Origin of the sequence: Bartonella sp. AA83SXKL (genome assembly GCF_042196965.1) — a bacterium.
Lineage (GTDB): Bacteria > Pseudomonadota > Alphaproteobacteria > Rhizobiales > Rhizobiaceae > Bartonella.
This window is the reverse complement of the sequence record NZ_JBHIRG010000006.1, coordinates 23,078-36,290: the sequence shown is the minus strand read 5'-3', so window position 1 is coordinate 36,290 and position 13,213 is coordinate 23,078. Positions and strand designations below refer to the sequence as shown.

General features: G+C 37.6%; 10 protein-coding genes. 3 read left to right on the top strand and 7 right to left on the bottom strand.

The features are described from left to right. Nucleotides 1–44 precede the first annotated feature (44 nt). Together guaA and ACFINO_RS04410 are read right to left on the bottom strand one after the other, a co-directional pair. Nucleotides 45–1,601: a glutamine-hydrolyzing GMP synthase gene (gene guaA, locus ACFINO_RS04415; protein WP_375634023.1), complete on the bottom strand. Its 1,557-nt coding sequence runs from the start codon at nucleotides 1,599–1,601 to the stop codon at nucleotides 45–47. Nucleotides 1,602–1,733: 132 nt separating this feature from the next. Further along, nucleotides 1,734–3,020: an RsmB/NOP family class I SAM-dependent RNA methyltransferase gene (locus ACFINO_RS04410; RefSeq protein WP_375655129.1), complete on the bottom strand. Its 1,287-nt coding sequence runs from the start codon at nucleotides 3,018–3,020 to the stop codon at nucleotides 1,734–1,736. Between the two features lie 519 nt (nucleotides 3,021–3,539). Here ACFINO_RS04410 and ACFINO_RS04405 point away from each other — a divergent pair. Beyond that, nucleotides 3,540–3,686, top strand: coding sequence for a hypothetical protein (locus ACFINO_RS04405; RefSeq protein ID WP_273722522.1), 147 nt, complete (start codon nucleotides 3,540–3,542; stop codon nucleotides 3,684–3,686). A gap of 179 nt (nucleotides 3,687–3,865) precedes the next feature. On the opposite strand, the gene guaB is transcribed toward ACFINO_RS04405, so the two are convergent. The 3 genes from guaB to ACFINO_RS04390 form a co-directional block, all read right to left on the bottom strand. Further along, on the bottom strand, nucleotides 3,866–5,365 hold the full coding sequence (gene guaB, locus ACFINO_RS04400) for an IMP dehydrogenase (RefSeq protein ID WP_375655128.1): 1,500 nt from the start codon (nucleotides 5,363–5,365) through the stop codon (nucleotides 3,866–3,868). 150 nt (nucleotides 5,366–5,515) lie between these two features. Further along, complete coding sequence (locus tag ACFINO_RS04395) at nucleotides 5,516–7,087, bottom strand: phospholipase D family protein (RefSeq protein ID WP_375633928.1); 1,572 nt, start codon at nucleotides 7,085–7,087, stop codon at nucleotides 5,516–5,518. 403 nt (nucleotides 7,088–7,490) lie between these two features. Next, the gene (locus ACFINO_RS04390) at nucleotides 7,491–8,876 is read right to left on the bottom strand and encodes a sigma-54-dependent transcriptional regulator (protein WP_375655127.1); all 1,386 of its coding nucleotides are present in this window, start codon (nucleotides 8,874–8,876) and stop codon (nucleotides 7,491–7,493) included. A gap of 253 nt (nucleotides 8,877–9,129) precedes the next feature. On the opposite strand from ACFINO_RS04390, the gene ACFINO_RS04385 reads away from it, so the two are divergent. Beyond that, nucleotides 9,130–9,489 carry a hypothetical protein gene (locus ACFINO_RS04385; protein ID WP_375618071.1) on the top strand — a complete coding sequence of 120 codons (360 nt, stop codon included), beginning with the start codon at nucleotides 9,130–9,132 and terminating at the stop codon, nucleotides 9,487–9,489. Nucleotides 9,490–9,763: 274 nt separating this feature from the next. Here the strand turns inward: ACFINO_RS04385 and ACFINO_RS04380 are convergent, their stop codons facing one another. Together ACFINO_RS04380 and ACFINO_RS04375 are read right to left on the bottom strand one after the other, a co-directional pair. Beyond that, nucleotides 9,764–10,756, bottom strand: coding sequence for an SIS domain-containing protein (locus tag ACFINO_RS04380; RefSeq protein ID WP_375611850.1), 993 nt, complete (start codon nucleotides 10,754–10,756; stop codon nucleotides 9,764–9,766). 39 nt (nucleotides 10,757–10,795) lie between these two features. Next, on the bottom strand, nucleotides 10,796–11,686 hold the full coding sequence (locus ACFINO_RS04375; protein WP_375655126.1) for a UTP--glucose-1-phosphate uridylyltransferase: 891 nt from the start codon (nucleotides 11,684–11,686) through the stop codon (nucleotides 10,796–10,798). A gap of 266 nt (nucleotides 11,687–11,952) precedes the next feature. Here ACFINO_RS04375 and ACFINO_RS04370 point away from each other — a divergent pair, with 266 nt between their 5' ends. Then, nucleotides 11,953–13,209: a lytic murein transglycosylase gene (locus ACFINO_RS04370; protein WP_375655125.1), complete on the top strand. Its 1,257-nt coding sequence runs from the start codon at nucleotides 11,953–11,955 to the stop codon at nucleotides 13,207–13,209. Nucleotides 13,210–13,213 lie beyond the last annotated feature (4 nt).

Here is a 13,213-nt window from a genome sequence, read left to right as displayed (position 1 = left end):
CCTCAGTCATATTTTATTCTTAAAAAACTTATCCTTCATTTTAATTATTCCCATTCAATAGTACTAGGAGGTTTTGAGGTTACATCATATACAACACGATTAATCCCTCTAACTTCGTTAATAATACGTGCTGCTGTCTTACTTAAAAACGCCATATCATAGGGATAAAAATCAGCAGTCATTCCATCTACAGATGTGACGGCGCGAAGAGCACAAACAAATTCATAAGTGCGATCATCCCCCATCACGCCAACAGTTTGAACAGGAAGAAGAACAGCAAAAGCTTGCCAAATTTCGTCATAAAGACCAGCTTTATGGATTTCCTCAAGGTAGATAGCATCTGCTTCACGTAAAATTTCTAATTTTTCACGGGTCACAGTACCTGGACAGCGAATTGCAAGACCGGGACCTGGAAAAGGATGGCGACCAATAAACTGCTCCGGTAATCCTAACTCTCGCCCTAGCAAGCGAACCTCATCCTTAAAGAGCTCACGCAACGGTTCTACAAGTTTCATATTCATCTGTTCTGGTAGCCCCCCCACATTATGATGGCTTTTAATGGTTACCGTTTCACCAATAGCAGACACACTCTCAATAACATCTGGATAAAGTGTTCCTTGTGCTAAAAACTCTGCACCTCCTATTTTTTTAGTTTCTTCTTCGAAAACTTCAATAAAAAGGCGACCAATCGTTTTGCGCTTTTTTTCTGGATCTGTCTCACCTTCTAAAGCATTAAGAAATATATCGGCAGCATTAACGTGAATAAGCTCTATATTATAATGATCACGAAAGAGCGTGAGAACTTCTTCAGCTTCATTCTTGCGCATCAGCCCATGGTCTACCAAAATGCATGTCAGTTGATCTCCTATGGCTTCATGAAGGAGTACCGCTACAACAGATGAATCCACTCCCCCTGAAAGACCACAAATCACACGACTTTTCCCAACTTTTTGTCGTATCGTAGCAATTGCCTGCTCACGATAAGAAGCCATTGACCAATTGCCTTTAATAGCAGAGATCTTATGAACAAAATTTTGCAAAAGTTTTGTACCATCCGGTGTATGGATAACTTCAGGATGAAACTGTACCGCATAAAAATATCTTTTCTCATCAGCAATAGCCGCATAGGGAGCTCCTTTTGAGGTTCCTATGACACGAAAACCTTCTGGTAAAGCTGCCACACGGTCACCATGGCTCATCCATACTTGATAACGAGAACCTTTTTCCCACACTCCATCAAAAAGGGCACTCTCTTCTTGAACTTCCAAAAAAGCACGCCCAAATTCACGCTCATGTCCAGCTTCAACCTTTCCTCCAAGCTGAACACACATGACTTGTTCACCATAGCAAATGCCCAAAATCGGAACACCCGCCTCAAAAATTTCCATTGGAGCACGCGGAGAGCCCTCATCAATAACGGAATAAGGACTCCCTGATAAAATAATAGCTTTAGGATTTATGCGGCGCACAGCTTCTAAAGCCAATTGAAAAGGAGTAATTTCACAATACACTCCCATTGCTCGTACCCGTCGTGCAATAAGTTGTGTAACTTGTGAACCAAAGTCAATAATAAGAACAGTGTCTGGATGTGATATGCTCATAGAAAACCAATCAACAATTGTAAAAGAAAACTCATGAGAGTTATGATTCAATCTTTCTCTTTTCACAAGCCTGTTTTCTTAAGAAAAAGATTATTCTCGTAAAGTTTATGATAAAAAGTGTAAGAATATGGATCAATGTTTTTTTTGCAACACAGATAAAAAGAACCCATCTGTTTGTGTTGTGGCCGGCGACAAAGTAAGTCCATAATTTGAAAAAACTGGTTGCACAGGAGAAAAACTAAAATATTTCTGCCAAAGCGCTGGCATATCTATTGGAGAAAAATGAGAATGTTGTTGAAGGAAATGGGAAATTTGTTCCTCATTTTCATCTGTAAAAAGAGAACAGGTAATATAGATTAGGCGCCCATTTGGCTTAAGATAAGCTATCGCTTCATTCAAAATATCCCTCTGTTCTGTTTGGCGTTGTTTCACCTGTTCTAATGTTAAACGCCATTTCGCATCTGGACGACGACGCCATGTTCCTGTCCCACTACATGGTGCATCTAGTAGAACTCTATCCATCTGGCCTATTAATGGCTTCAATTCTTCTTTTTGTGCTCGTGTTTGTACATTACGAACACCAGCGCGTCGAAGACGATCAAAAATAGGAGCTAAGCGCGCTTTATCAAAATCATAAGCATAAATTTGCCCACGATTGTTCATATCGGAAGCTAAAGCTAATGTTTTGCCCCCAGCACCTGCACAATAATCTAATACCTGCATGCTCTCTTGCGCTTCCACAAGGTGAGCAACAATTTGAGATCCTAAATCCTGTATTTCAAAGTGTCCTTTTTGAAAAGCTGGTTCCACTTGAACATTGGGATGACGATTAAACTTTTCAATCGGTGCAATTCTTAAAGCTTGCCCAAACCATGGAAAAGATTTAAGTTTGGTTTTTGCTAATTCTTTCAGCACCTTTTCTGGTGTTGCCTTTAGGTTATTTACCCGTAGATCTAAAGAAGGACGCGTTGCTAACGCAGCCGCTTCAGTGATCCAATTATCACCAAATAAAGGACGCAGATGCGCTTGACACCATTGCGGAATATCACCACGAATATAGTCTGGAGCATCCACTAATTGCTGACCTTGCCACGATTTACGCTGTTTAGCCCCTAATAACTGCGGTGCAAACCGATCTTCTGCCAATTCACCGTCAATTTGCTCCAGCGTCATTTTTTCAGAATCTAATAAGGCACCAAAAACGATATCTCGGATATCATCACTCTCCATACGCCATTGTAAAGAATAACGTCGTCTTAAAACATCATAAACGATTGTACCAATAGCTGCACGATCACCTGCTCCAGCAAAGCGATGAGAAAGACCCCAATCCTTTAAAGCTTCTCCTACTGGGCGATGCTTCACTTCTATCTCTGTGAGAACATCTATTGCTGCTTGCAAACGCCCACCTAATCGCATTCATTTCTCCCATTAAAATAATAAAATTTTAAATCATCTAAAAAAATAATATTATCGCCTTCTTGCCAATGAAACCTTCTCAAAGCCATAAAAAATTTACATTCAATATTAAAATGATCTGATCATACTTTTTTATAAGATCCAATTTAGAGTATTTAAATTTTTCCTTTCATCTTCTGCCCATTCGCTTTTTATCCTTCTACCTCTTATGCTAAAAGATACGTAGCCATCCATAAAGAACTTATTTCCGCCATGCATTACGAAAAAACCAAACTCTTTAATTTATTTGCGTAAAATAAAATTTACGAGGATTGTCTGAACAATAGAAAAAAATCAAATATCTCCCATCTTTATATGGCTATCCTTCTGAAAAAATAGAAAAAATCTTCTCATAAAATTAAACAAGTTCATCTTACGTTCAACAAAAAATTAACTTTTTAGAAAATGCTTGGAACCACTATTTGGTATGACCGTTTTTACTCTAATGGCAACTGCCAGACAATTTTAAAGGAGAAAATAATGACTTATAATAATGGAAAAACAACTTCGTCTAAAAGCCGTCATAATACAATGCCCTCAAACAACGGAAAGAAATCCGTCCAAAGTGATCAGACAAACACTCGCCAACGTGCGTCAAAGACTGGACGGAAGACAACAAAAAGTTAATTCTAATTTTATATAACTTATTTCATATAGTCTTAACAGAAAGAATTAGAGTTTTAACCTCTAATTCTTTCCTTTTTGGGATTATTACACCAAATTACAAACAGAAAAAAGCGCAGTCTCTCTTTCTTGTTCTCGGAAAATTTTATATTTATGCAATATGATATTAGGCTCTTGTATCTTTAAACTGGTCCACGATAATTTGGACTCTCTCGTGTGATAGAAACATCATGCGTATGACTTTCATGGAGTCCCGCATTCGTAATACGTACAAACGTTGCTTTTTCACGAAACTCTACGAGATCTTTTGCTCCAACATACCCCATCGAAGCACGAAGTCCACCAGCAAGCTGATGTAGAACTGATGCTATAGGACCTTTATAAGCCACCTGCCCCTCCACACCTTCAGGAACTAACTTAAGTTCATCACGAACATCATCTTGAAAATAGCGATCTGCCGATCCTCGTGCCATAGCACCAACAGATCCCATGCCGCGATAAGCTTTAAAGGATCGTCCTTGATAAAGATAAACTTCGCCAGGACTTTCTTCTGTACCCGCTAAAAGAGAGCCAATCATAGCAGCACAAGCCCCACCTGCTAATGCTTTAGCAAAATCACCGGAAGCTTTTATCCCCCCATCAGCAATAACGGGGATGCCCGCTTTTTCAGCAACTTCTGCAGCATTCATAATGGCTGCAAGCTGAGGAACACCAACACCTGCAACAATTCGCGTTGTGCAAATAGAACCAGGACCAATCCCAACTTTTATAGCATCCGCACCACTGTCAATCAAAGCCTGTGTTGCTTGAGCAGTCGCCACATTACCAGCAATAATAGCTGGAGAAAACGTCATTTTTTTAATACGCTCAACAGTGTCTAATACACGCTGAGAATGTCCATGTGCAGTATCAATTACTAGAATATCAACGCCTGCATCAATTAATCGTTCAGCCCGCTCAAACCCATCGTTCCCTACACTACTTGCAGCTGCAACACGCAAGCGACCTTGTGAATCTTTGGCAGCGTTTGGATTTAATTTTGCTTTTTCAATATCCTTAACTGTTATCAGTCCGACACAACGATTCTGTTCATCCACAACTAATAATTTTTCAATACGATGATGGTGTAAAAGATACTTCGCTTCATTGAGTTGAACATTTTCACGCACTGTGATTAAATTTTCATGCGTCATTAATTCATAAATTTTTTGTTTGGGATCCGATGCAAAACGCACATCCCTATTTGTCAAAATGCCAACAAGCCGTCCAGCAGTTTCACCTTTAGCACCATTTTCAACAACCGGAATACCGGAAATACCATGAGAGCACATCAAAGATTTTGCTTCTTCAAGTGTTGCATCTGGTCCAATGGTGACTGGATTAACAACCATACCAGATTCAAACTTTTTTACTTGGCGAACTTCTTCTGCCTGCTCTGCAGGAGACATATTACGATGAATAACCCCAAGACCACCAGCTTGAGCCATAGCAATTGCCAAACGCGATTCTGTTACCGTATCCATTGCCGCAGAAAGCAATGGCAAATTGAGCTTAATATCCGCTGCAATGCGCGTACTGAGATCCACTTGACTAGGCATAACAAGAGAATGACCGGGTTGTAAAAGTACATCATCAAAAGTCAGTGCCAATGCACCTGTCCCCGTTTCAACAATCTTTGCCATATCAAAATTCCTTTTATAATAAAACACCGCAAGAAGCTTTAAAATACAACTGCGGTTCTCATACATGGTAGATTGGCAAAAAATTATGCCATGCTACAAACAAAATGAAAAGAAAAATAAATATTTTTTTTAAGTGTGGTTTATAAAAATTTACAATTGTGATTCAATAGGTAACCAACTTATTATTTTTGCAAATGCGCGACGCCAAAAATTACTTTCTGGCTCATAGTCAATGCTATATTTTTTTTCATTTTCAATAAAATCCCAATAAATACGATTATTATCACCAAGACGCAGATGATAGCTCATTTCCCCTGTGGTTTCTTCAGAAAACAACAAATCTAATCTTGCTGTAATGGGAGCACATTCAAAAAGAATGCCCATTTCTGTATTTAATGATGCTGATCTTGGATCAAAATTTAAAGATCCAATAAAAGCTGTTTTACGATCAATTAAAAAAGCTTTAGCATGTAAACTTGCCTTACTCGATCGAAACAATCGCAACCCATGAGTATTGCCTTCCGCTTTTAATTCATAAAGATTAACACCACTTTTCAACAATGCCTTACGATAAGGTACATAACCACCATGCACTAATGCTACATCAGTAGCAGCTAAAGAATTTGTCAGAATTTTGACATCAACACCCTTTGAAACCAAATTACTAAAATTCTGCGTGCCAACCTTACCAGGAACAAAATAAGGTGACGTAATCTGAACCGTTTTTTTGGCATTTCCAATAACCTTTGAAAGTGCCTTCATAAGCCAATTGCTTGCTTTTTTACGCAATGCTTTTTCTGGAGGGTCAGAAAGAACAACAACTTTGTCTGCTAAAAATAACCGCTTTCCTGTTTGGATAAAACAATTAAAGTTAATGTGCTCTTTGACATAATCTAAATAAACTTTTGCAACCTTGGAATCACGAAACTTTCGTAATTTATCTTTCCAATAGCTAAGATCACTTGCGCTTTTAGGAACAACTAAAGTATGAATTGGCAAAACAACAGCACTATTCCAAAAATCATCAAAGATACTTTCTACCTTTTTAACAGAAGGACCGATTAACATCAAATCTAAATCTCGAAAATGGGATTCTTTACCAGCATCAAAATAAGAATCTGCAAGATTACGTCCTCCTACAAAAGCGACCCTGCCATCAACAATAAAAGCTTTATTATGCATTCTACGTGTTACAGTAATTGCCCGTAATATAATTTCTAAACCACGGCGTAAACCACCTTTACGCGATCGCCCTGGATTAAACATTCTCACCTCAATATGAGGATGTCTATCTAGCGCAATATAAGCTGGATCACGTGCCTGAGCATTAATATCATCCAAAAGAAGCCGTACCCGAACCCCTCGATCAGCTGCCTCAACTATTTCACTTAATAATAGGCGCCCCGTTAAATCATCATCCCAAATATAATACATCAGATCAAGGCTACGCCCAGCCTCTGCAGCTCCTATTGCACGAACACAAAACGCATCCAAATTGCTGATAATGAGGGAAAGGGCATCTTTATCAATCCCCAATCCATTTTCTTCCTCAGCTAATTGACTGACGATACGATCAAGCTTAGTTTCATCTTTCTGAATAGGTAACGCATAAGAACATTGCCCTCTAGCATTTTTCACAAAACGCCCATAGGTGTAGATTGCCAACATAGATGCAATAAAAAAAAAGAGGACAAAACCAATAACAATCTGTAAAAGAGTCAAAGAGGGTAAACTTTCTATTTTAAACTATCACATCATCAGTAATGCAAACGATAACACTAATCACTTTATCTTAATCGTATAGAAGATAAAATGCCACTTCTTGCTTAAGAGAGTATAAATTTAATATTGATGATACAAAAATTTTAGCGGTAGTATTTAAAAGTTTTTAAAAATGCTTCTCTGTTTTAATAAATGTAAACTTAACTAAAATTGTATAAATTGAAACAAACGATTAAAATAGTCACATAAAATTTATATTTGATTTAAATCTACAAAATCATCCTCTATAGATAAATTTTACAATAAATGATTGTTTTCTTAAGCTTCCTCCACGGAATTTATCAAAATCCACTCTATTTTTTTGAAACGCATGCTTGTCATGAAGAGAAATTTGTTATGAATTTTACTTTCGTTCTTGATTTCTTATTGCTCTCAATTCTTCCATTTTTCTATAAAGTGTAGAGCGACCAATATGAAGGCGGCGCGCAATCTCACTCATATGTCCTTTATAATGTTTAATCGCTTTCTCTATAATATCATGTTCCATCTCTGCAAAAGTACGTACATGCCCATCAGTATTCAAAAATTTTATCGATTCTTGCTCATTATCTTCTTGCATATTACCCTCAATGATATTGGGAACACTCATTAATGAATTTCCCATTAATTGCGGAAAATCTCGAACAGTTAATAACGGTCCTTCACTGAGTAAAATCGCACGAAATAAAAAGGTTTCAAGCTCATTTCTATTGCCAGGCCAATCATACTGCATAAGCAAGGAAAGAGCAGAGCCTGCTAAACCATGGACATGTGATCGCCCTGTTTCTGTGATAATGCGATCAATCAAACGTTGTGTGATCTCTGGAAAATCATCCCTTAATTCTCGTAAAGCAGGGACACTAATAGACAAGTGAGAAAATTGTTCAAACAAACTATGCAAAAAAAAGTTCTCATTAACCAAGTCCTTTAAACGCGATGTTGAAATAGCGATGATCCGAAAAGGAAAAAAATCTCCTTTTGTATCCCTTTCCCTTTCTTTAAGGTAATGAGCAAACCGTTTTTGCTGTATGGGCTCAAGTCGATCAATATCACAAAGGCAAAGTGTCCCTTTTTCAAGAGAAGAAACCAATGGTAGGAATTCTTTAAACCACTGCTGATTTTCTTCTTCTGGATCAACGATGGCTGAACATTGAAAGCGAACAAAAACACCCTCCGAAAATAATCCCTCATGATGAATAATCCGAGCTAATGTCTCACGTCCTGTTCCAGCTTCCCCCTCTATCAAAAGATTCTGTAAAGAAGTTGCTGCTTGTCTCGATTGTTCTAACACTATCTGCATAGCTCTACTTTTTACGCAAAGATCAGAAAACCGTAAATGATTCTCTTTTTTTCGCCGAATATCTCGAACCTCATGCTCCAAGGCAGAAATAAGAGCAAGGATATCCAAAGTAACTCTTACGCGTAATAATGTTACTGGATGGATCCAATAATCAATAGCTCCAGCTGTTAAAGCTTTCTGGAGTAAATGCTGATTCTCTTGTTGTGCTATAACGACAATAGGAACAGAAACACCAGCAACTCTAATCATTTTAATCAAATCGCTCACACTCAAATCACTCATAACAACATCAAGGAGTGCAAGCACAATGTTTTTACGCCTGTGTAAAAGATCAATCGTACGGAGACCATTTTCTGCTTCAATGACACGATAACCAAAACCTCGCAGCATAGAAGAAAGTTCTATACGTCTTCCATAATCTTCACTCGCAACAAGAATGGGACCAACCATAATGTCAATAATCTCCTTTGAGACTACTTAGCAGCTTAATATAAAAATTGTTGTAAACCATAAGAAATATTTTACCTCTTGTGTTTCACTTACGAACTTCATCAAGCTGTCAATTAAATACAACATTAAGGCATTTTTTTCCATTTTTTTGCTTTTTCATTGATTTTTATCAAATTTTTCATATTGACTCATGGGGTAATTTAATAATGTTATAGAAACTAGAGAGCAAAATAATCTAAATAGAGTGCAATAAATGAAACATCCCTATCATATTTTATGTCTTACAATTACCGCCTTGCTGTTAAGTGCCTGTAACTTTTCGCGATATTATAACTCAAATATGCCAACTGGAATTGATGGAAAATGGGTTGATGAGAATGGTATTATTTCTTCTTTCCACAATGGTGTTTTTGAAACGCGTGCAGCAGATACAGAAGAAAAACTATCAGAAGGAGCATATAATTATCTCAATGCCCAAAATATAGAAATTGAAATACGCTCTATTCTCCGTGGAACAATTTCTAGAGTCAATTGTACAATGTCATATGACGCCACACAACTTCTCTGCACCTCACATACAGGAGCACAGTTTTTCCTTAAGCGGAAATCTTAACAAAGTACAAGGGAAACCTCTCTTAAGAACAGAGGGAGCACACACATTAAGCAGAAGGCGATATCCTTTCTCCTCCTGATAGAAAATCCTCTCTAAAATACGCAAAGAGGCTAGTATAATCTAGCCCCTGAGAATTTTTTAAACATTATGAAATGCGTAAAATAATCATTTTCTTCCACAAAATATCAATAAAGCCACCTCACAATAAAATTGTAACTTTGTATCATTCAATCTATTTCAACCTATAACATTTTATTTGATAGGGAAGCTTAATCTAAGCAGCGCCAATGCGCAAAAGATCATGAAAATGAACAATTCCTATCGGTTTTTTATCTTCAACCACAAAAAATGCACCAATCTGATGATCATTAATAAAAGCTGTTGCTGCACCAACAAGTGTATTTGGCTTTACAACTTTAGGAGCTTTGGTCATCACCTCGTCAACATTAAATTTTGATAAATTAAAATGAATGTTACGTGCAAGATCGCCATCAGTTACAATTCCGATTAGTTCACCTTCTTGATTCACAACACCAACACAACCAAAATGTTTTTCCACCAAAACATTCATCGCTTCAGTCATAGCTGTTCCCTGCATAACCAAAGGAATATTATCACCCTCATGCATAATATCACACACGTATTTAAGGCTTGCACCAAGAGAGCCACCAGGATGATATATTTTGAAATCCGTTGCGGTAAAACCACGCATTTCTAAAAGAGAAACCGCTAATGCATCTCCCATTGCCAATTGCATAATTGTTGAAGTTGTAGGGGCTAAACCATGGGGGCAAGCCTCTTCTATCTTTGGTAATAATAGCACAATATCAGCTTGTCGTCCTAACACAGAGTGCTTACTTGATGTCATCGCAATAAGAGGAATACGAAAACGCGCCGCATAACTCATAATACCACTTAACTCTTGAGTTTCACCAGACCATGATAAAGCAAGAATAACGTCATCAGAACCAATCATACCAAGATCACCATGATTGGCTTCTGCAGCGTGCACAAAAAAGGCAGGTGTTCCAGTTGAGGCTAAGGTTGCTGCAATTTTTGTCCCTATATGACCACTTTTTCCAAGACCAGTAATGACCACATGTCCACGAGCATTTCTAATAGTTTGAACAGCCGCTTCAAAAGAAGAAGAAAGACTTTCCAGAAGAGCTTTTTCAAGGGCTTCAAGCCCCTGCTTTTCACTAGCAAGTGTTTTAAGCGCTGATGCAACTGCACCTTGCAAAGCCATATGAGGAGACGGTATTGTCATAATCAAATTCGATCAATAAAATTAAGTGAGAGATCTATATCACTTTTCAACATTAATGGTTTCTAGTAAATTTTTCAATGAAGTAGAAACGTGGCTGTGCATATCAGCGCGTGCCAAAGAAAATGCAACGTTGGCTTCAATAAAACCAGCTTTAGAACCACAATCAAAAGTGCGCCCTTTTACTTGCAAACCCCAAAAATCTTGCTCATTTGAAAGCCGTATCATAGCATCTGTTAATTGAATTTCATTTCCTGTTCCCCGTTCTTGAGTGGAAAGAATATTAAAAATTTCTGGCTGCAAAATATAACGTCCATTGATGTACAAATTTGATGGTGCCGTTCCTTGTACTGGTTTCTCTACCATTTTTGTGATTTCAAAACCATTTGCAATCTGTTTGCCTTTCCCAACAATACCATATTTATGTGTTTCTCTAGGATCGCATTCCTGAACTGCTATAATATTTCCCCCACCCACCTTTTCATAAAGGCTCATCATTTCAGAAAGACAGCCCTTTTTCGCCTGTATCAACATATCGGGTAATAATAAAGCAAAAGGTTCCCCTGCAACTAATTCACGCGCACACCAAAGAGCATGCCCTAATCCCAAAGGTTGCTGTTGCCGAGTGAAAGAAGTTGACCCTGGTAATGGCTGTAAACGGTATAAGTGTGCAAGATCTTCTCTCTTTCCACATTCAGCAAGTGTCGTGTATAATTCAACTTGCGCATCAAAATAATCCTCAATGACTGCTTTGTTACGTCCAGTCACAAAAATAAAATGCTCAATACCAGCTTCCCTCGCCTCATCCACAACATATTGAATAACAGGTTTATCAACAACTGTTAACATTTCTTTAGGAATCGTTTTTGTCGCAGGAAGAAAACGCGTACCAAGACCTGCTACTGGGAATACTGCTTTCCGGATTTTACGCACACTCACCCTCCTCAATGAATTCATATAACTTTTTTGTTTTATTTATCATATGTTTTTACGAAATGGTAAAAAAGATATCTTATTGTTTTGATTATCATTATAATGGGCAATCAAAAATGTAAAAAGAGTCTGAGAATTTATTGAAAGGATTAAAACGAATTATTTATTTCAGTTTTTTCCTCTTCTTGATCATATTATCGATTAAACTAAATACAAAATAAAGTTATTGCACATCTAATAAATTGAATATTAATGGGGATTTCAAAATGCAAAAAACAGAATTGAAGACTTTCTCTTTTTTAGAGAAGTCAATAGCTTGGAGAACTCTTTTCACTGTCTCTGCCGTTATTTTTTCTGCTTTTTTTATGTTTTTTATATCCCTTTCATATGCTGATAGCGGATTTAAACACTGGATTAAAGAATTTAAAAAAGTAGCTATTGCTCACAATATTAGCCCTTCTACGTTTCATATGGCATTTAAAGACATTAATGCCATTGATCCAGAAGTTTTAAAAAGCGCCGCATACCAACTGGAATTTATTGCTCCTTCATGGAACTATTTCGATAATCGTGTCCATGATATTGCTATTATAGAAGGACGGCGCCAAGCAAAAAAATGGAATAAATGGCTTCTTCAAATTGAAGAACGTTTTGGTGTTGACCGTAATATTCTGCTTGCTATTTGGTCAATGGAAAGCAACTATGGGAAGGTTTTAGCCAATAAAAGTGTAATGCGTGATACCATTCGCTCGCTTGCAACCCTAGCCTATGCCGATAAAAAACGCGAAAAATACGCACATACACAACTTATTTCTGCTATGAAAATTCTACAAAGTGGTGAAATTAAACGCTCTCAACTCACTGGATCTTGGGCCGGAGCATTGGGACATACACAATTTATTCCAAGCAGTTATCTCGCCTATGCTGTTGATATAAATCAAGATGGACGGCGTGATATCTGGAACTTTGTTCCAGATGCTCTGGCTACTGCTGCTAATCTTCTTCACAAAAATGGCTGGCAACCTAATCTTATTTGGGGAGTAGAGGTAAAAGTGCCGCAGGGAAAAAAACTTCCTGAAGGCTGGTATTCCTTTGAACAATGGAAAAAATTAGGTGTAAAATACGCTAATGGGCATCCTCTTCCTACATTAGCTGAACAAGCAATGTTAAAATATCCAGATGGAGAAAAAGGACCTATATTTTTAGTCACAAAAAATTTCTTTGTTCTAAAACGTTATAATAATGCAGATCGTTATGCTCTTGCCGTTGCCCTTCTTGCTGATCGCATTGCTGGACGTCCTGGATTAGTGCATGATTGGCAAAGACCTTTTCAGCCTATTACTTTCCAAGAATGCAAAGAACTGCAATCTCGCTTAAGTGCATTGGGATATTATAAAGGAGATATTGATGGACAAATCGGAACAGCCTCTCGCAAAGCAATCAAAGCTTTTCAGCTGCATTACGGTCTAAAAGAAAATGGATATCCATCATCTCAAGTGCTTTTTCTCCTTCGCCAACAATAATGGA